Below are 17,565 nucleotides of genomic sequence, written 5' to 3' on the forward strand. Positions count from 1 at the left end.
CGTGACCGCGCCTATCTTGGAAGGAGAGGCAGGGCGGCATCGCGGCGGCCGCCGACGGAGTTGAGACAGGAATGGCGGCCAAGGATCCCTATCAGGTGCTGGGCGTGGCCCGGACGGCGGGTGAGGACGAGATCCGCTCCGCCTACCGCAAGCTGGCCAAGCGCCACCACCCCGATCTCAATCCCGGGGACAAGGCGGCCGAGGAGCGCTTCAAGGAGGCCTCGGCCGCGCATGCGCTGCTGTCCGACGCGGAGCAGCGGGCCCGCTACGATCGCGGCGAGATCGACGCGGCGGGTCAGGAGCGGCAGCCGGAACACGCCTCCTACCGCAGCTATGCCGAGGGCGGGCAGGGGCCGCGCTACCGGCCCGGCGCGGCGGGCGCGGGTGCCTCCGGCGCCTATGCCGGCTTCGACCCTGAGGATCTGGGCGACATCTTCGCCGACCTGTTCGGCAGAGGCCAGGGGCCGGGACAAGGCCCGGGCCGGGGCGGCGCCGGTCCCCGCCAGGGCCGCGACGAGCACTACCGGCTGGAGCTGGACTTCCTCGACGCGGTGAACGGCGGCACGCAGCGCCTGACGCTGCCCACCGGCAAGACGCTGGAGGTGCGGGTGCCGGCCGGCATCGAGGAAGGGCAGATCCTGCGCCTGCGCGGCCAGGGCGGCGCCGCCGGGCCGGATGGCAAGGCGGGGGACGCGCTGATCGAGATCGGCATCCGTCCGCACGCCATCTTCCGCCGCGAGGGCAACGACATCCAGCTGGAGGTGCCGGTGACCTATTCCGAGGCCGTGCTCGGCGGCAGGATCACGGTGCCGACGCCGGGCGGGCCGGTCAGCGTCACGGTGCCCCGCCACTCCGACAGCGGCACCCGGCTGCGGCTGCGCGGGCGCGGCGTGCCGGCGCACGGCGGGCGGCCGGCGGGCGATGCCTATGTCTCCCTGCGCATCGTCCGGGGCGAGGTGGATCAGCGGCTGGAGGACTTCCTGCGGGAGTGGAGTGCGGAACACCCCTTCAATCCGCGACAGGGCATGGTGGATTAGGCGATGATCACCATCGAGACTCTCTGCCACAGCATCCAGGGGCTGCGCGGCGAGGAGGTGGAACTCTGGATCGGCCGCGCCTGGCTGCGCGCCGAGGGCGGCCCCGGCCACTACCGCCTGCGCGAGATCGACGTGGCGCGCGCCCGGCTGATCCACGAGCTGCGCCAGGGCCTGGCCCTGGATGAGGAGGCGATGCCGGTCGTGCTCTCCCTGCTGGACCAGCTCTACAGCGCCCGCCGCCAGATGCGCCGCCTGCGCGCGGCGCTGGACGCGGCCGATGCCGGGACGCGGGACCGTATCCTGGCGGCCCTGCGGATGGCCGAGGCCGGGGCCGAAGGGGCAGGCCCAGGGTGATGGCGGCGGGGCGGGGGGAGGAGCGCCACGCCGCGCGCCCCGGGCCGCGGCTGCTGATCGCCGAGGCGAGCGAGGCGCAGTTCGGCCTGACGCTCACCTTCATCGCCGGCGCCATCAATGCCGGCGGCTTCATGCTGGTCGGGCAGTACACCTCGCACATGTCGGGCAATGTCTCCGCCATGGCGGACCATCTGGCGGTGGGCGGCGTGGCGCTGATGCTGGGCGGGCTCGTGGCGCTGCTCGCCTTCCTCGGCGGCGCGGCCACCGCGGCCCTGCTGGTGAACTGGGGCCGCCGCCGCTTCCGGCGCAATCCCTTCGCCGCGCCGCTGCTGCTGGAGGTCGCGCTGCTCGCCGCCTTCGGCCTGCTGGGCGCCTGGGCGCAGAGCGAGCGCGTGGCGATCCCCGCCGTGCCCCTGCTCTGCTTCCTGATGGGGCTGCAGAACGCCACCATCACCAAGATCTCTGGCGCGCGCATCCGCACCACCCATGTGACCGGCATCGTCACCGATATCGGCATCGAGCTCGGCAAGCTGGTCTACTGGAACCGCGACCGCCGGACGCCGGACCGCCCCTTCATCCGCGCCGACCGGGCCAAGCTGCGCCTGCTCCTGGGGCTGCTGGCCAGCTTCTTCGGCGGCGGGGTGGCGGGGGCGCTCAGCTTCGGCCATCTCGGCTTCGTCTCCTGCGTGCCGCTGGCCTGCATCCTGCTCCTGCTGGCCAATGCCGTGGTGCGCCCGGATCTCTCCCCGGCGGCGCTGCAACGGCATCAGGCCCAGGGCTGAGGACCATCCTCCGATGTTGATGGACGAGATCGACCAGAAACTTCTGGCGCTGCTGCAGCAGGACGCCACCCTGCCGATCGCGCAACTGGCCGACCGGGTGGGCCTGTCGCCGACGCCCTGCTGGAAGCGCATCCAGAAGCTCGAGGCGGCGGGCGTGCTGACCGGGCGGGTGGGCCTGGTGGCGCCGGACAAGGTGGGCCTCGGCCTCTCAGTCTTCGTGGCCATCGAGGCGGGCGATCACTCCCCGGAATGGCTGGAGCGCTTCGCCACGCTGGTGCGGCAGATCCCCGAGATCATGGAGGTCTACCGCATGGCCGGCGAGGTCGACTACATGCTGCGGGTGACCGTGCCCGACATGGCCGCCTTCGACAGGCTCTACAAGCGCCTGATCGCCAGCGTCCCGCTGCGCAACGTCACCTCGCGCTTCGCCATGGAGCGGATCAAGCACACCACCGCCCTGCCGCTGGAGGCCGGTGCCTTCCGCCGGCGCGGCGGCGATGAGGGATAGATTTCCTCGGCGGGCCGGCTTCGGGGAATAATCATCTCCCTGCGCCGCAGAATTCGAAAATAGCGCCTATTTATCGGTAAATACAGCGCGCCTACCTTCCGATCTCGCGTCTCGCCCCGCCCTATCGGAAGGTTCCGCTCGCATGGATGGCCTGTCCTATCGTCCCGACAGCCTCGAGACCCTGGCGCAGGCCTTCGCCAGGGGGGCGGCGGCGCATGACCGGGAGGGCAGCTTTCCGCACGAGAACTTCGCCGCGCTCCACAAGGCCGGCCTGCTGGGACTGACCGTCCGTCCGCAGGAGGGTGGCGAGGGCGCCGGGCTGCCGCGCGCCGTCGCGGTGGTGCGCGCCATCGGTCGCGGCTGCCCGGCCACGGCGCTGGTGCTGGCCATGCAGTTCATCCAGCATCAGGCGATCGCCCGCAGTGCCGGCTGGCCGGAGCATCTGCGCGTCCTGCTCGGGCGCGGCGCGGTCGAGCGCGGCGAACTGGTCAATGCGCTGCGGGTCGAGCCCGAGCTTGGCACGCCGGCACGCGGCGGCCTGCCCGCCACCACCCTGCGCCGCACCCCCGAGGGCTGGCGGCTCAACGGCCGCAAGATCTACTCGACCGGCGCGCCGGCGCTGTCCTGGATGCTGGTCTGGTGCCGCACCGAGGAGGCCGAGCCGCGCACCGGCATCGCGCTGGTTCCGGCCGGCGCCGCCGGGCTGCGCATCGAGGAGAGCTGGGATCAGGCGGGGTTGCGGGCCTCGGGCAGCCACGATGTGGTCTTCGAGGAGGTGCTGCTGCCCCTCGACCATGCCATCGACTTCCGTCCGCCCGCCGCCTGGGGCCGCCCGGATGCCGAGCAGGTCGCCTGGAACACCCTGCTGATCGCGGCGCTCTATACCGGCGTGGCGCAGGCCGCGCGCGACTGGCTGCTCGACTTCCTGCGCCAGCGCGCGCCGGCCAGCCTGGGCGCGCCGCTCGCCACGCTGCCCCGCATGCAGGAGGCGGTCGGCCGGATCGAGGCGCTGCTGCTGGCCAATGACCGGCTGGTGGCCGATGCCGCCCGGCGCGAGAGCATGGCCGTGTCCGATTACGGCCTGATCAAGACCCTGGCGGCGGAGAACGCCATCGCCGTGGTGCAGCAGGCCGTGGCGCTCTGCGGCAATCACGCGCTGGCCCGTGCCAACCCGTTGGAGCGGCATCTGCGTGATGTGCTGTGCGCCCGCATCCATACGCCGCAACCCGACAGTGCCTGGCTCGCCGCCGGGCGGGCCGCCCTCGGGCTGGCCTGACAGAGGAGATCCGCCATGACCCAGACCGACCCGAACCCGACGGGCGCCCTTGAATTCATCGGCATGATCCAGCCGCGCGAGCAGTCGGAGATCCATCCGGCGCAGGGCGAGGCGATCGATCCCGCCTATCTCCTGGCCTCGGCGCGCGCGCATGACGAGGCGGGCTTCGACCGCATGCTGATCGGCTGGTACAGCAACGGCCCGGACGGGCTGGAACTGGCCTCCTGGCTGGCGGCGCAGACCCGGAAGGTGGGCTTCCTGGTGGCGCACCGGCCCGGCTTCCAGGCGCCCAGCACCGCCGCCCGCGCCTTCGCCACCCTGGACCAGCTCAGCGGCGGCCGCGCCGCCATCCATGTCATCTCCGGCGGCGACGATGCCGACCAGGCGCGCGACGGCGACTGGCTGGACAAGGATTCCCGCTACGCCCGCACGGATGAGTACGTCTCGATCCTGAAGTCGATCTGGACGGCACGGCAGCCGGTCGATCACGAGGGCGCGTATTACCGCATCAAGGGGGCCTCGCCCGAGGTCCGGACGGTCCGCCGCCCGCACATCCCGGTCTATTTCGGCGGTGCCTCGGAAGCGGCGCTGCGCGTCGCCGGCCGGCATGCCGATGTCTATGCGCTCTGGGGCGAGACGCAGGCCCAGGTGCGCGAGATCGTGACGCGGGTGCGCGCCGAGGCGGCGAAGCATGGGCGGCAGGTGCGCTTCAGCCTGTCCTTCCGCCCGATCCTGGCCGAGACGGAGGAGGCCGCCTGGGCCAAGGCGGAGCGTATCCTGGCCGAGGTGCGGCGGGTGCGCGGCGCGGCGGCGCTGGGTCCGGCGAACGGCCAGCCGCAGAACGCCGGCTCGCAGCGCCTGCTGGCCGCGGCCGCCCTGGGCGACCGGCCGGAGGGGCGGCTCTACACCGCCATCGCGCGGGAGACCGGCGCGCGCGGCAACACCACCGCCCTGGTCGGCACGCCCGAGCAGGTGGCCGAGGCCTTCCTCGAATACCACGCGCTGGGCGTGACCACCTTCCTGATCCGCGGCTTCGACCCGCTGGAGGACGCGGTGGAGTATGGCCGCTCCCTGCTGCCGGCCACGCGCCGGCTGGTCGCGGAGCGGCTGGCCCGCCAGCAGCAGGGCGTGGCCGCCGAATGATCCGCCGCCGCAGCCTGATCCTTTCCGGTGCCGCGCTTGGCGCGGGGCTTTCCACGGGCCTGGGCGCGCCGCGCCTCCTGCGGGCGCAGACGCCCCTGCGGGTCGGCGACCAGCGCGGCAATGCCCGCGCCGTGATGGAAGCGGCGGGGGTGCTGAAGGGCGTCGAGGAACGCTTCGCCTGGAGCGAGTTCCCCGCCGCCGCGCCGCTGGTCGAGGCGCTGAATGCCGGCGCCATCGACACCGGGCTGGTGGGCGATGCCCCCTTCACCTTCGGCGCCGCCGCCGGGGTGCCGGCCAAGGCCATCGCCGCCACGCGGGAGAACCGCGAGGGGCTGGCCATCGTGGTGCCGAAGGACAGCCCGGTCCGCTCCCTCGATGATCTGAAGGGCAGGAAGATCGCCACGGGGCGCGGCTCCATCGGCCATCAGCTGGTGCTGGCGGCGCTGGAGGAGGCCGGACTTGGCACCGACGCGGTGGAGCTGGTCTTCCTGCTGCCGGCCGATGCCAAGGCGGCCTATGCGCGCGGCGCCGTCGATGCCTGGTCCACCTGGGAGCCCTATGTCAGCCAGGAGGAGGTGCTGGCCGGCGGCCGGCGCGTGGTGCATGGCGGCCAGCTGACGCCGGGCCTGTCCTTCCAGGCGGCGCGGGACGACGCCATCGCGGCGCGGCGCGACGATCTGGCCGAGTTCGTCCGCCGCCTGGCGCAGGCCCGGGCCTGGGCCAATGCCAATATCCCGGCCTATGCCCGGTCCTGGTCGGCGCTGATGAACATTCCGCAGCCGGTGGCCGAGCACTGGTTCGCCCGCGCGCGCACCCGCGTCGTGCCGATCGACGACAGCGTGGCGGCGGACGAGCAGCGCAACATCGACCTCTACACCCGCGCCCGGCTGGTGCGGCGGCGCATCGCGGCGGCCGATCTGCTGGACGCCTCCTTCACCGAGGCGATCCGCGCCGGCAACGCGGCCTGAGCGGGCCGGCGAGGGCTCAGGCCAGCTCCCGCCGCGCCAGCGTCACCCAATAGGCGGCGCCATGGATCAGGGCGGCGTCGTTGAAGTCGTAGAGCGGCGTGTGCACGGGGCGCAGGACGCCATCCGGGCCGGTGCCGTTGCCGGTCATCATGAAGGCGCCGGGCCTGCGCTGCAGCATGTAGGCGAAGTCCTCGGCGGCGGTGATCGGCGCCGCCTCGCGCCGCACCGCGGCCTCCCCGGCCAGGGCGGCGGCGGCATCGGCGGCGCGCGCCGCTTCCGCCGCGGAATTGACCAGCACCGGATACTCGGCCTCGAAGCGGATGGTCGCGGTGCAGCCCTGTGCCAGGGCGGCGGCCTCAGCCAGCTCGCGCAGCCGGCGCTCCAGGATGTCGCGCACCTCTGACCGGAAGGTCCGCGCCGTGCCCCCCAGCGCCACGCTGGCGGGGATCACGTTCGGCGCCGCCGGCGTGCCGGCCGAGATGTAGCCGGCGCTGATCACCGCCGCCTCCAGCGCCGGGATGTTGCGCCCGATGGCGGCCTGCAGCGTCAGCAGGAACTGCGCCTGGGCCAGGGTGGGGTCGGTCGCGCGGTGCGGCATGGCGCCGTGCCCGCCGGTGCCCCGGAACTCCACCGCCCAGCTGTCCATCGCGGCGAGCATCGGCCCCGCGCGCGTGGCGAAATGCCCGACCGGCAGGCCCGGCTCGTTGTGCAGGCCGAAGACGGCGTCGCAGGGAAAGCGGTCGAACAGACCCTGCTCGACCATGGCGCGGCCGCCGCCGAGATTCTCCTCGGCCGGCTGGAAGATGACGTGCAGCGTGCCGCCGAAATCCGGATTCTCCGCCAGGTGGCGGGCGGCCGCCAGCAGCATGGCGGTGTGCCCGTCATGGCCGCAGGCATGCATCACCCCGTCCCGCTCCGAGGCATAGGGCAGGCCGGTGGCCTCGCGGATCGGCAGGGCGTCCATGTCGGCCCGCAGCGCGATGGCGCCTTGCCCAGGCCGGCGGCCGCGCAGCGTGCCGACGATGCCGGTGCCGGCCAGGCCGGTCGTCACCTCGAACCCCCAGTCGCGCAGCCTGCCGGCGACGATGCCGGCGGTGCGATGCTCCTGGAAGCCGAGTTCGGGATGGCGGTGCAGATCCTGGCGCAGCGCGATGAATTCGGCTTCGTGACGCCTCAGCGCGTCGAGCAGGGCATTGTCCATGGGGGTCCGTCGGTCTTCGCTGGCGATCTGAATGGCCGGCATCGTCGCCCTCGCCACGCGGGGCTGTCAAACCGGCGGCGTGGCTTGTGCGCCGCGGGCGCGCGGCTATGGTCGCGGGGCAGGAACATGATGGAAGGGCAGGGCATGGCGGCTGGATGCGCGGGCGGGACGGGATTGTCGCGGCGCCGGCTGCTGAGCGGCGCGGCGGGCATGGCCATCCCCCTCCTGGCATCGCCGCTTCTGGCCACGCCCCGGCTGGCGCGGGCCGAGGCGCCGGTGCGGGCCCGCGACCTGCTGGGGCGGGAAGTGGCGCTGCCGCGCCCGGCGCGCCGGGTGGTGCTGGGGCAGGGGCGGCACCTGGCGGTGCTCAATCTCCTGCATCCCGATCCCGCCAGCCTGGTCGTCGCCTGGAGCGAGGACATGCGGCGTGGCGAGGCGCGGGAATACGCCAAGTACCGGCAGCGCTTCCCCGCGCTCGACCAGTTGCCCAACCTCGGCCAGAACCTGGGCGGCGCCTCGCTGGAGATGATCCTGGCGGCGCGGCCGGACCTCGTGCTGCTGAGCCGCCGCAACCTGATGGCACTGGGCGAGGCCGGGGCGCAGGGTCTGCTGCGGAGTCTGGAAACCGCCGGCATTCCGGCCGCCGTCATCGACTTCTTCATCGCGCCGCTGCGCGACACGGAGCCGAGCCTCGAGACACTCGGCACGCTGATCGGCCGCGAGGCCCAGGCCCAGGCGCTGCTGGCCTTCCATCGCGGCCGCATGCAGGCGGTCCGGACCGTGCTCGCCGGAGCCGCGTCGCGGCCCTCGGTTTTCATGCACGTCCATGCGGGCGGCACGGATTGCTGCTACTCGCCCGGGCGCGGGGTCTTCGACGACCTGATCCAGGCGGCCGGCGGGCGGAACATCGGCGCCGAGACCCTGCCGGCGGAGACCGGGCAACTCAACCTCGAAGCCGTGCTGGCGCGCAATCCGGATGTCTATGTGGCCACGGGCGGGCCCTTCGGAGGGCGCGGCGGGGTCAGCCTCGGCGTGGGCGTCGAGGCGGCGGCGGCGCGTGCCAGCCTGGAGGAGGTCATCCGCCGCCAGAACCTGGGCAGCCTGCCGGCGGTGCAGGGTGGGCGGGCGCATGCGCTGTGGCACGGCTTCAATGATTCGCCGACCCATGTCATCGCCGTGGAAGCCATGGCCCGCTGGTTCCATCCGCAGGCCGCGGCGGCGCTTGATCCGGCGGCCAGCCAGGCCGTGCTGAACGAGCGCTTCGCCACGGTCCCGATGGAGGGGACCTACTGGACCGACATGGCCTGAGGGGGCGCGGCCTGAGGGGACGCGCCGGCGCCAGGCCAAGGCAGCGGGCCACAAGCTGCATAAGATATGTTATGTAAAATTCCTTCTCAGGACAGCATGCGCGTATCGCCGTCGATGCTGATCGCCTGGCCGGAGATGGTCCGCCCGCGCGGGCTGGCCAGGAAGAGGATCTGGTCCGCCAGCTGTCGCGGCGTGACATAGTCCTTGATGGAGGTGAAGGAGAAGGCAAGCCGCTCCATCTCCGTGAAGCTGATGCCCTTCTGCTGCGCCTTGGCCTCCAGCACGCGCCGTTGCCGGTCCCCGGCGACCAGCCCCGGCAGGATGGCGTTCACCCGGATGCCGTCATCGCCCAGCTCGATGGCGAGCGACTTGGTCAGCCCGATCACGCCCCATTTGGCGGCCGCGTAGGGCGCGCGCAGCGCGAAGCCATGCCGGCCGGCGGCCGAGGAGAGGTTGACGATGCTGGCATTGCCCGAGCGGCGCAGATGCGGGATGGCCAGCCGGGCGCAATTGAACTGGCTGGTCAGGCAGACCTCCAGGCAGCGGTCCCAGTCCTCCGGGTTGATCTCCTCCAGCCGCCCAGTCGGCCCGGCGATGCCGGCGTTGTTCACCAGCACGTCGAGCCCGCCGAGCTGCGCCAGCGCCGCCTCGAACAGCGCCGCCACCTCGTGCCGGTCGGCCACATCGGCGCGGCGATGGCCGATGCCGGCCGGCAGCGTCGCCAGCCCCGCCTCGTCCAGGTCGCAGGTGAAGACCTTCGCGCCCTCTTCCGCGAAGGCCTCGGCGACGGCGCGGCCGATCCCCGCCGCCCCCGCCGTGACCAGCACGCGCAGCCCCTCGATGCCCAGATCCATGATGCCGTTCCTCCTTCAGCCGGGCGGTAGGCCGCCCTTGTCGATGATGAACTCCGCGGCGCGGACGATGTCCTCGGCGATGGCGGCACGCGCCGCCCCGGCATCGCCGCGCCGGATGGCCGCCAGCGCCTCGGCATGGCATCGCGCCGCATGGCCGGCGGTCAGCCGGTCGCGCGAGTGGCGCAGGTCGAGGTTGATCACCGGCCCCGCCTTGAGCCACAGACCGCCGATCACCTCCAGAAGGGTCGGCAGGCCTGCCGCGGCATAGACGGCGAAGTGGAAGTCGCGGTTCAGCGCCACCACCCGCCCGGTCTCCGGCGCCGAGCGGTCCAGCCGCGCCGCCGCCTCCGCCGCCGTGATCGCCTCCAGGGCGCGCGCATCGCACCGCTCCGCCGCCAACCCCGCCGCCCAGCCCTCGATGCCGGCCCGCACCTGGGCCAGCTCCTGGAACTGACCACGCGTCAGGCGCGGCACCTGAACGGCGCGGTTCGGCGCCACCTCCAGCGCCCGGTCGGCGATCAACCGGCTGACCGCCTCCCGCACCGGCATGACCGAGACGCCCAGCGCCTCCGACAGGTCGCGCAGCGACAGCCGCTCGCCGGGCGCGACCCGGCCTGAGATCAGCAGCTCGCGCAGATGCGCATAGGCGGCCTCCGCCAGGGTACGGCGCTCGAGCACGGGCAGGCTGGCGATGGCGTGGTTCACGGATTCTCTCTGGACAAGCCGGCGGCGATGGGCAAGCCTTGCTGTGATCACAGATCACGATCCGTGATCGGTCAAGAAGCGGGATCACAGAATTCCGCCACGGAGAGGAACCGAGAGAATGACCGAACTCCCCCGCGTGACGCGGCGCGGTGCCCTGCTCGGCGCCGCCGCCCTGCTGGGCGCCCCCGCCATCTCCCGGGCGCAGTCCGACACGCTGCGCTTCGGCCACCTGACACCGCGCACCGGCTTCCTCGGGCCGCTCGGCGAGTTCGCCGTGCAGGCGGCGACGCTGGCGATGGACGAGGTCAATGCCGGCGGCGGCATCAACGGCCGCAAGCTGGAGATCAGCTTCGAGGACAGCGTCAATCCGCAGACCGCCAATTCCAAGGCGGAGCGCTACATCCAGCGTGACGGGATCCGCTACATCCTGGGCGAGATCAACTCCGCCTCGGCGCTCGCCATCGGCCAGGTCGTGCAGCGCGAAGGCGCCATGTTCATCAACACCGGCGCCAATTCCGACGCGCTCCGCAGCACCGACTGCCGCCGCAACATGTTCCACATCGAGGGCCAGAACTCGATGTACGTGAAGGCGGTCGGCCGCGCCCTGATGGAGAAGGGGCTGATCCGCGACAAGAAGGCCTATGCCCTGACCGCCGACTACGCCTTCGGCCACGACCTGCTGAAGGTCGCCAAGCGCTTCCTCGGCGAGAATGGCGGCACCATCGCCAATGAGGACCTGATCCCGACCGACCTGACGGACTTCTCGCCCTTCCTGCTGAAGCTGCGCCGGGCGCGGCCGGATGTGGTGGTGGCGAACCTCGCCGGCGCGCAGATCACCAACTTCCTGAAGCAGTATTCCGAGTTCGGCCTCGCCATGCCGGTGGCCGGCTTCGGCTTCGACACGGCGCTGGCCTGGGGCGCGGGATCGGGCAACTTCCTCGGCACCTGGCCGACCATGTGGCACCACCGGCTGGAGAACGCGGCGGCGAAGAAGTTCACCGCCGACTTCCGCGGCCGCTTCGGCCGGCCGCCGGAGAACCAGGCCTGGGGCGACTACAACGCCGTGAAGATCCTGGCGCAGTCGATGAACGAGCTGAAGAGCAACGACGTCGCCAAGGTCGTCGAGCATCTGCAGAAGGGCGCCAGGTTCAACGTGCTGAAGGACCGCGAGAGCTACTTCCGCGCGCGCGACAACCAGATCATGACGGAGATGTACGCGATCTCCGCCCTGCCCCCCGCCGAGCAGAAGGACCGCTTCGACATCTTCACCTCCTCGCCGCCGATCCCGGGGCCGGGCGAGAGCCTGGAGGCGATCGCCTCCACGCCGGACGAGGCGAGCTGCACCTTCCCCAGCTGATGCCGAGGCGCCGGGCCCTCCCGGCGCCGTTCCCCGTCGCGTCGCAGGAGCCCTTCCCTTGGAATTCTTCGATCTGCTGGAGCAGGTCCTCAACGGCCTGCTGATCGGCGCCTACTACCTGCTGATCGCCCTCGGCCTCTCGCTGATCTTCAGCCTGGGCGGCATCGTCAACCTGGCGCATGGCGCCTTCTACGCCATCGGCGCCTATCTGACCGTGGCGCTGGCGCCGAGCCTCGGCTTCGGCGGCGCCTTCATCGCCGTGCCGGTGCTGGTGGCGCTGCTGGGCCTGGTGATCGAGCGCTTCCTCCTGCGGCGCTTCTACCGGGCGGACCCGGTGCTCTCCCTGCTGCTCACCTTCGGCCTGGCGATGGTGGCGGAGCAGACGCTGCGCATGGTCTTCGGCGCGGCGCCGATCCCCTTCTCCATCCCGGCCGCGCTGCGCGGCCAGGTGGAGGTGGGCGACTTCATCTATTCGCGCTACCGGCTGATGATCCTGGGCGTGGCGGCGCTCTGCGTGCTCGGCCTCTGGCTGCTGCTGCGCAAGACCCATTTCGGCCGCGTGGTGCGGGCCGGCGTGCAGAACCCCGACATGGTGGGCGCGCTCGGCATCTCGCTCCGTCCCTACATGTCGGCCGTGGTGATGATCGCGGTCGGGCTCGCGGCGCTGGCCGGCGTCATGCTGGCGCCGGTGCTCGGCGTGCATCCGGCGATGGGCGCCGAGGTGCTGACCTTCGCCTTCGTCGTCGTGGTCATCGGCGGCCTCGGTTCCTTCTGGGGCGTGGTGGTCGCCGCCATCATCGTCGGCGTGGTGCGCGGCATCGCTGCCTATGCCTTCCCGCCGGCCACCGAGGCCTCGATCTACCTCCTCATGCTGCTCGTCCTGCTGCTGCGCCCGCGCGGCCTGTTCGGCGAACGCATCGCGAAGTTCGAGTGAGCATCATGACCCGCGACATCCGCCCGCTGCTGATCGCCCTCGCGGCGCTGATCATCCTGCCCTTCCTGCTGCCGGCGCTCGGCCTGACCCTGGTCTCGGCCACCGATGTGGCGATCTTCGCCATCGCGGCCATGGGGCTGAACATCCTGGTCGGCCATACCGGCCTGGTCTCCTTCGGCCATGGCGCCTGGTTCGGCATCGGCGCCTACGCGGCCGGCATCCTGCAGCGCAGCCTCTTCCCGGGCGACATGCTGCTCCCCGGCCTCGGCGCCGTGCTGGTGGTGGCCGCCCTGGCCTGCCTCGCCGGCCTGCTGATCCTGCGCCGCCGCGGCGTCTACTTCTCCCTGCTGACCCTCGCGCTGACGGCGATGCTCTTCACCATCGCCTTCCGCTGGACCTCGCTCACCGGCGGCGAGAACGGCTTCGGCGGCATCACCCGCTACGCCGCGCTCGACAGCGCGGCCCTCTACTACACCGCCGTCGCCGCCATCGGCCTCGGCGTGGTCTATCTCCTCTGGCGCTTCCACAGCGCGCCGGTCGGCACCGTGCTCGTCGCCATCCGCGAGAACGAGCAGCGGGCCCGCTTCCTGGGCTATGACACCGACCGCTACAAGCTGCTGGCCTTCACCCTCTCGGCCAGCGTCACCGGCCTGGCCGGCGTGCTCGCCGCCTTCAACCACCGCTTCGCCTCCGCCGAGCCCATCGCCATCGCCTTCTCGGGCGAGATGCTGGCCATGGTCGTCATCGGCGGCATGCGCAGCTTTCTCGGGCCCGCCCTGGGCGCCCTCTTCTACATCCTGTTCCGCGAGTTCCTCTCGATCTACACGGCGAACTGGCTGCTGGTCTTCGGCCTGCTCTTCGTCGGCTTCATCGTCTTCTCGCCGGACGGGCTGGTCGGTGTCGGCCGGCGCCTCCTCGCGCCCTTCCGCCACAAGGAGGTCGAGGACGCGGCCATGTCGGCGCGGCGCACCGTCGATCCCTCCCCGGTGCCGAACCGGTTCGTCCGACCCGGCGCGGCGCAGGGGCCGGTGCTGCGCGTCGAGGGGCTGGAGAAGAGCTTCGGCCGCATCCACGCCGTGCGCGGCGTCGGCTTCGAGATGGCCGACCGCACGCTGCATGCCCTGATCGGCCCGAACGGCGCCGGCAAGACCACCGCCTTCAACCTGATCTCCGGCATGTTCCCGCCCGACAAGGGCCGGGTGATGCTGGACCAGCGCGACATCACCGGCTTCGAGCCGCAGCGCATTACCCGCGCCGGCATCGGCCGCTCCTTCCAGATCACCAACCTCTTCCCCGGCCTCAGCATCGAGGAGAATCTCCGCCTCGCCATCCAGGCGCGGCACGCGGCCCGCTTCGGCCTCTGGCACGATGCCCGCGAATACGACGACATGAACGACGACACGGCGACGCTGCTGCGCTGGATGGGCCTGGCCGGCATCGAGAAGGCCGAGGCCGGTGCCCTCTCCTATGGCGGGCAGCGGCTGGTGGACATGGCGGTGGCCGTCGCCCCCCGCCCGCGCCTGCTGCTGCTCGACGAGCCGCTGGCCGGCCTGGCCACCGCCGAGCGCGCCCGCGTCGGCGAGCTGATCAAGCGCATCTCGGCCGATATCCCGGTGCTGCTGGTCGAGCACGACATCGACCGCGTCTTCGCCCTGGCCGACCGCGTGACGGTGATGAACGACGGCGAGGTGCTGGTGGACGGCACGGTCGAGGATGCCCGCACCGATCAGCGGGTGCAGGCGGTCTATCTCGGCTCCGGCACCAGCGCCATCGCGGCGCGGCCGCGCACCTCCTCGGCGCGGCCCGAGGATCTGCTGCGGCTCGAGGGCATCAACACCTTCTATGGCAAGAGCCACATCCTGCAGGGCGTGGACCTCGCCGTGAAGCAGGGCGAGATCCTGGCGCTCCTCGGCCGCAACGGCGCCGGCAAGTCCACCCTGCTGAAGAGCATCATGGGCATCGCCCGGCCCGCCAGCGGCAGCATGACCCTGGCCGGCGAGGAGATCGCGGGCCTGCCAGCCGACCGCATCGCCCGGCGCGGCATCGGCTTCGTGCCCCAGGGGCGTGGCCTCTTCGCCGGCATGTCGGTGGCCGAGAACCTGGCGCTCGGCCGGCTGAAGCGGCTGACCGGCGCCGGCGAGCACTGGTCGGAGGAGCGGGTGCTGGAAGCCTTCCCGCGCCTCAGGCAACGCTGGCGCACCCCGGCCGACGCCCTGTCCGGCGGCGAGCAGCAGATGGTCGCGGTCGCGCGCGCTCTGTCCGGCGACACGCGCCTGCTGCTGCTCGACGAGCCCTTCGAGGGGCTCTCCCCCGCCGTCACGGAGGAGCTGTTCGAAGCCTTCGACAGGCTGCGCAAGGACATCTCCATCATCATCGTCGACCACAACCTCGACCTCGCCCTGGCGCTGTCGGACAGCACCGTGGCGCTGGAGCGCGGCGCGGTGACCTGGCGCGGCGAATCCCGCCTGCTGCGGGACGATCTGGACCTGCGGCGCAAGGTCCTCTGGCTCTGATGCGCCCCTCAAGGATCACCGCATGACATCCGAGACCCGCAAGGTCGCCATCATCGGCGCCGGCCTGATCGGCCGCGCCTGGGCGATGATCTTCGCCCGCGCCGGCTGGCGCGTCGCCCTGCACGATCCGGCGCCGGGCGTGGCCGGGAGCGCCCTCGGCCTTTGCGCGGAAGGCCTCCGGGACCTCGCCGCGCAGGGCCTCTGTGACGATCCGGCCAGCGCCGCCGCCCGCATCACGGCCAGCCCGGATCTCGCGGCGGCGCTGGAGGGGGCCAGCTTCGCGCAGGAGAACGGGCCGGAGGACCTCGCCGTCAAGCAGCGGCTCTTCGCCGAGATGGACCGGCTGGCGCCGCCCGAGGCCATCCTGGCCTCCTCCTCCTCGGCGATCCGCGTCTCGCTCTTCGCCGCCGGGCTGGCGGGGCGGTCGCGCTGCCTGATCGGCCATCCGGTCAATCCGCCGCACCTGATCCCGCTGGTGGAACTGTCCGGCGCCGAATGGACCGCCCCCGAGACCCTCCTGCGGGCCCGCGCCATCTATGCCGGGATCGGCCAGGTGCCCATCACGGTGCTGAAGGAGGTGGAGGGCTTCATCCTCAACCGCCTGCAGGGCGCGCTGCTGGCCGAGGCCTTCCGCCTGGTCTCCGGGGGCTATGTCACGCCGGAGGATCTGGACCACACGGTGAAGGACGGCCTCGGCCTGCGGTGGTCCTTCATGGGGCCCTTCGAGACCATCGAGCTGAACGCGCCGGGCGGCATCCCGGACTATTGCGCCCGCTACACCGGCTTCTACAAACGGCTGGCGGCCGAGCCGGCGGGCCCCGAGGTCTATGGCGAGGAGGCGACGGCGCGCATCCTGTCGCACTGGCCGGCCGAGGGCGACCTGCCGGCGAAGATGCGCTGGCGCGACCAGCGGCTGGCCGCGCTGCGCGCGCACAAGAGGACCCAGGAGGAGAACTGATCCATGGCGACGAAGCGGAAAGTCATCATCACCTGCGCCGTGACGGGCGCCATCCACACCCCGAGCATGTCACCGCACCTGCCGGTCACCGCCGAGCAGATCGCCGATGCCGCCATCGGGGCCGCCGAGGCGGGCGCGGCCATCGTGCACCTGCATGCGCGCAACCCCGAGGATGGCCGGCCGGACCAGACACCGGAAGGCTTCACCCCCTTCCTCAAGGTGATCAAGCAACGCACCGACGCGGTGGTGAACATCACCACCGGCGGCGCGCCGACCATGACCATCGAGGAGCGCGTGCGCCCGGCCGCCACGCACAAGCCGGAGGTCGCCAGCCTCAACATGGGCAGCATGAACTTCGGCCTCTTCGGGATGCTGAACCGGTTCAAGGAGTTCAAGCACCAGTGGGAGAAGGACTACCTCTCTGACAAGGGCATCATCTTCCGCAACAGCTTCGCCGACATCGAGTACATCCTGACGACCTGCCGCGAGAACGGCACGCGCTTCGAGTTCGAATGCTACGACACGGCGCATCTCTATAACCTGAAGTACTTCTTCGACCAGGGCATCATCACCGGTCCGCTGTTCATCCAGACCGTCTTCGGCCTGCAGGGCGGCATCGGCGCGCATGAGGAGGACGTGCTGCACATGAAGCGCACGGCCGACCGCCTGTTCGGCGACAACTACAAGTGGTCGGTGCTCGGCGCCGGGCGGAACCAGCTCCCGATCGCGGCCATGGCGGCGGCCATGGGGGGCAATGTCCGCGTCGGGCTGGAGGACAGCCTCTGGGGCGGACCGGGGCGCCTCGCCGAGAGCAATGCCGAACAGGTGCGGCTGGCCCGGCAGATCATCGAGGGGCTGGGACTGGAAGTGGCCTCGCCGGACGAGGCGCGCGAGATCCTGGCGCTGAAGGGCGGCGACAAGGTCGCCTTCTGAGCCCGCGCGCCGGCGGGCGGGAGGGGAGGAAGCCTTCCCCTCCCGCCTTTCAGCGATCGTGGAAGGTCACGAAGCCGTCCACCGGCTCGCGCTCCGAGCGTAGCCGGTTGGCCGGTTCCGCCGGGTCCTCGAAGCCCAGCGCCATGCCGCAGACGACGATCTCGCTCTCCGGGATGCCGAGCTCCCGCCGCAGGATGTCCGGGTAGTTGGCGATGGCGGCCTGCGGGCAGGTCTCCAGCCCGTGCGCCCGGGCGGCGATCATGAGGTTCTGCAGGAACATGCCGTAGTCGAGCCAGCTGCCCTGCTCCATATCGGCATCGATGGTGAAGACCAGCCCCACCGGCGCGCCGAAGAAGCTGAAGTTGCGCCCGACCTGCCGCGCGCCGGCTTCGTGATCGCCGCGCTTCACCCCTGTCAGTTCATAGAGTTGCCAGCCGAGCTTGCGGCGCCGCTCGAGGTAGGGCGAGCGCCAGGTGACCGGGTAGTATTCATATTCCCGGCGGCTCGCCTCGCCCGCCGCATGGGCGGCGCCCATGGCCGCGGTCAGCCGTGCCAGGGCGGCGCCGGTCACGGCGTGCAGTTTCCAGGGCTGGATGTTGCTGCCGCTCGGCGCCCGGCTGGCCACCGCCAGGATGCGCCGCAGGACCTCCGTCGGCACCGGGCGCGGCAGGAAGCCGCGGATGCTGCGGCGGCCCGTGATGGCCGCCTCGATCGCCGCCTGGCCGCCCGCCATC

At 71.8% G+C, this 17,565-nt stretch carries 17 protein-coding genes; 13 read left to right on the forward strand and 4 right to left on the reverse strand.

Annotated elements, in window-relative coordinates; genetic code table 11:
- Nucleotides 1-71: 71 nt before the first annotated feature.
- The 7 genes from ACF3NH_RS19505 (at nt 72) to ACF3NH_RS19535 (ending at nt 6,068) form a co-directional block, all read left to right on the forward strand.
- The gene (locus tag ACF3NH_RS19505; RefSeq protein WP_198366652.1) at nt 72-1,037 is read left to right on the forward strand and encodes a DnaJ C-terminal domain-containing protein; all 966 of its coding nucleotides are present in this window, start codon (nt 72-74) and stop codon (nt 1,035-1,037) included.
- Between the two features lie 3 nt (nt 1,038-1,040).
- Nucleotides 1,041-1,391, forward strand: coding sequence for a chaperone modulator CbpM (locus ACF3NH_RS19510; RefSeq protein ID WP_198366653.1), 351 nt, complete (start codon nt 1,041-1,043; stop codon nt 1,389-1,391).
- On the forward strand, nt 1,391-2,173 hold the full coding sequence (locus ACF3NH_RS19515) for a YoaK family protein (protein ID WP_422925250.1): 783 nt from the start codon (nt 1,391-1,393) through the stop codon (nt 2,171-2,173). Before ACF3NH_RS19510 ends, ACF3NH_RS19515 begins: the two co-directional genes overlap by 1 nt.
- A gap of 13 nt (nt 2,174-2,186) precedes the next feature.
- A complete protein-coding gene (locus ACF3NH_RS19520) occupies nt 2,187-2,681 on the forward strand; it encodes an Lrp/AsnC family transcriptional regulator (protein WP_304621603.1) in 495 nt (164 codons plus the stop codon).
- 142 nt (nt 2,682-2,823) lie between these two features.
- Nucleotides 2,824-3,957, forward strand: a complete 1,134-nt coding sequence (locus ACF3NH_RS19525; RefSeq protein WP_422925252.1) for an acyl-CoA dehydrogenase family protein — start codon at nt 2,824-2,826, stop codon at nt 3,955-3,957.
- Nucleotides 3,958-3,972: 15 nt separating this feature from the next.
- The gene (locus tag ACF3NH_RS19530) at nt 3,973-5,100 is read left to right on the forward strand and encodes an LLM class flavin-dependent oxidoreductase (protein ID WP_198366656.1); all 1,128 of its coding nucleotides are present in this window, start codon (nt 3,973-3,975) and stop codon (nt 5,098-5,100) included.
- Nucleotides 5,097-6,068, forward strand: coding sequence for an ABC transporter substrate-binding protein (locus ACF3NH_RS19535; RefSeq protein ID WP_198366657.1), 972 nt, complete (start codon nt 5,097-5,099; stop codon nt 6,066-6,068). Before ACF3NH_RS19530 ends, ACF3NH_RS19535 begins: the two co-directional genes overlap by 4 nt.
- A gap of 16 nt (nt 6,069-6,084) precedes the next feature.
- On the opposite strand, the gene ACF3NH_RS19540 is transcribed toward ACF3NH_RS19535, so the two are convergent.
- Entirely contained in the window at nt 6,085-7,269 is a 1,185-nt protein-coding gene (locus tag ACF3NH_RS19540) for a M20 aminoacylase family protein (RefSeq protein ID WP_422925255.1), read from the reverse strand.
- A 144-nt stretch (nt 7,270-7,413) separates the two neighbouring features.
- Here ACF3NH_RS19540 and ACF3NH_RS19545 point away from each other — a divergent pair, with 144 nt between their 5' ends.
- Nucleotides 7,414-8,577: an ABC transporter substrate-binding protein gene (locus tag ACF3NH_RS19545; RefSeq protein WP_422925257.1), complete on the forward strand. Its 1,164-nt coding sequence runs from the start codon at nt 7,414-7,416 to the stop codon at nt 8,575-8,577.
- 86 nt (nt 8,578-8,663) lie between these two features.
- Here the strand turns inward: ACF3NH_RS19545 and ACF3NH_RS19550 are convergent, their stop codons facing one another.
- A complete protein-coding gene (locus tag ACF3NH_RS19550; RefSeq protein ID WP_422925259.1) occupies nt 8,664-9,431 on the reverse strand; it encodes an SDR family oxidoreductase in 768 nt (255 codons plus the stop codon).
- 15 nt (nt 9,432-9,446) lie between these two features.
- Entirely contained in the window at nt 9,447-10,136 is a 690-nt protein-coding gene (locus tag ACF3NH_RS19555; protein WP_198366661.1) for a GntR family transcriptional regulator, read from the reverse strand.
- 118 nt (nt 10,137-10,254) lie between these two features.
- On the opposite strand from ACF3NH_RS19555, the gene ACF3NH_RS19560 reads away from it, so the two are divergent.
- The 5 genes from ACF3NH_RS19560 to ACF3NH_RS19580 are packed head-to-tail and all read left to right on the forward strand — an operon-like array spanning nt 10,255 to nt 16,831.
- Nucleotides 10,255-11,493 carry an ABC transporter substrate-binding protein gene (locus ACF3NH_RS19560; protein WP_198366662.1) on the forward strand — a complete coding sequence of 413 codons (1,239 nt, stop codon included), beginning with the start codon at nt 10,255-10,257 and terminating at the stop codon, nt 11,491-11,493.
- 58 nt (nt 11,494-11,551) lie between these two features.
- Complete coding sequence (locus ACF3NH_RS19565; protein WP_198366663.1) at nt 11,552-12,427, forward strand: branched-chain amino acid ABC transporter permease; 876 nt, start codon at nt 11,552-11,554, stop codon at nt 12,425-12,427.
- Nucleotides 12,428-12,432: 5 nt separating this feature from the next.
- Complete coding sequence (locus ACF3NH_RS19570) at nt 12,433-14,940, forward strand: branched-chain amino acid ABC transporter ATP-binding protein/permease (protein WP_422925262.1); 2,508 nt, start codon at nt 12,433-12,435, stop codon at nt 14,938-14,940.
- A 22-nt stretch (nt 14,941-14,962) separates the two neighbouring features.
- Nucleotides 14,963-15,898, forward strand: a complete 936-nt coding sequence (locus ACF3NH_RS19575; protein WP_422925264.1) for a 3-hydroxyacyl-CoA dehydrogenase — start codon at nt 14,963-14,965, stop codon at nt 15,896-15,898.
- 3 nt (nt 15,899-15,901) lie between these two features.
- Complete coding sequence (locus ACF3NH_RS19580; RefSeq protein ID WP_422925266.1) at nt 15,902-16,831, forward strand: beta-keto acid cleavage family enzyme; 930 nt, start codon at nt 15,902-15,904, stop codon at nt 16,829-16,831.
- 49 nt (nt 16,832-16,880) lie between these two features.
- Here ACF3NH_RS19580 and ACF3NH_RS19585 read toward each other — a convergent pair whose 3' ends face one another.
- Nucleotides 16,881-17,564: a nitroreductase gene (locus tag ACF3NH_RS19585; protein WP_422925268.1), complete on the reverse strand. Its 684-nt coding sequence runs from the start codon at nt 17,562-17,564 to the stop codon at nt 16,881-16,883.
- Nucleotide 17,565: the final 1 nt, after the last annotated feature.

Source organism: Pseudoroseomonas sp. WGS1072 (assembly GCF_049340465.1).
Classification (GTDB): Bacteria; Pseudomonadota; Alphaproteobacteria; order Acetobacterales; family Acetobacteraceae; genus Pseudoroseomonas.

What these genes read in the sequence shown, in the direction of transcription:
- ACF3NH_RS19505 (WP_198366652.1), top strand. Translation starts at nt 72, where the DNA reads ATGGCGGCCAAGGATCCCTATCAGGTGCTGGGCGTGGCCCGGACGGCG.
- ACF3NH_RS19510 (WP_198366653.1), top strand. Translation starts at nt 1,041, where the DNA reads ATGATCACCATCGAGACTCTCTGCCACAGCATCCAGGGGCTGCGCGGC.
- ACF3NH_RS19515 (WP_422925250.1), top strand. Translation starts at nt 1,391, where the DNA reads ATGGCGGCGGGGCGGGGGGAGGAGCGCCACGCCGCGCGCCCCGGGCCG.
- ACF3NH_RS19520 (WP_304621603.1), top strand. Translation starts at nt 2,187, where the DNA reads ATGTTGATGGACGAGATCGACCAGAAACTTCTGGCGCTGCTGCAGCAG.
- ACF3NH_RS19525 (WP_422925252.1), top strand. Translation starts at nt 2,824, where the DNA reads ATGGATGGCCTGTCCTATCGTCCCGACAGCCTCGAGACCCTGGCGCAG.
- ACF3NH_RS19530 (WP_198366656.1), top strand. Translation starts at nt 3,973, where the DNA reads ATGACCCAGACCGACCCGAACCCGACGGGCGCCCTTGAATTCATCGGC.
- ACF3NH_RS19535 (WP_198366657.1), top strand. Translation starts at nt 5,097, where the DNA reads ATGATCCGCCGCCGCAGCCTGATCCTTTCCGGTGCCGCGCTTGGCGCG.
- ACF3NH_RS19540 (WP_422925255.1), bottom strand. Translation starts at nt 7,269, where the DNA reads ATGGACAATGCCCTGCTCGACGCGCTGAGGCGTCACGAAGCCGAATTC.
- ACF3NH_RS19545 (WP_422925257.1), top strand. Translation starts at nt 7,414, where the DNA reads ATGGCGGCTGGATGCGCGGGCGGGACGGGATTGTCGCGGCGCCGGCTG.
- ACF3NH_RS19550 (WP_422925259.1), bottom strand. Translation starts at nt 9,431, where the DNA reads ATGGATCTGGGCATCGAGGGGCTGCGCGTGCTGGTCACGGCGGGGGCG.
- ACF3NH_RS19560 (WP_198366662.1), top strand. Translation starts at nt 10,255, where the DNA reads ATGACCGAACTCCCCCGCGTGACGCGGCGCGGTGCCCTGCTCGGCGCC.
- ACF3NH_RS19570 (WP_422925262.1), top strand. Translation starts at nt 12,433, where the DNA reads ATGACCCGCGACATCCGCCCGCTGCTGATCGCCCTCGCGGCGCTGATC.
- ACF3NH_RS19575 (WP_422925264.1), top strand. Translation starts at nt 14,963, where the DNA reads ATGACATCCGAGACCCGCAAGGTCGCCATCATCGGCGCCGGCCTGATC.
- ACF3NH_RS19580 (WP_422925266.1), top strand. Translation starts at nt 15,902, where the DNA reads ATGGCGACGAAGCGGAAAGTCATCATCACCTGCGCCGTGACGGGCGCC.
- ACF3NH_RS19585 (WP_422925268.1), bottom strand. Translation starts at nt 17,564, where the DNA reads ATGGCGGGCGGCCAGGCGGCGATCGAGGCGGCCATCACGGGCCGCCGC.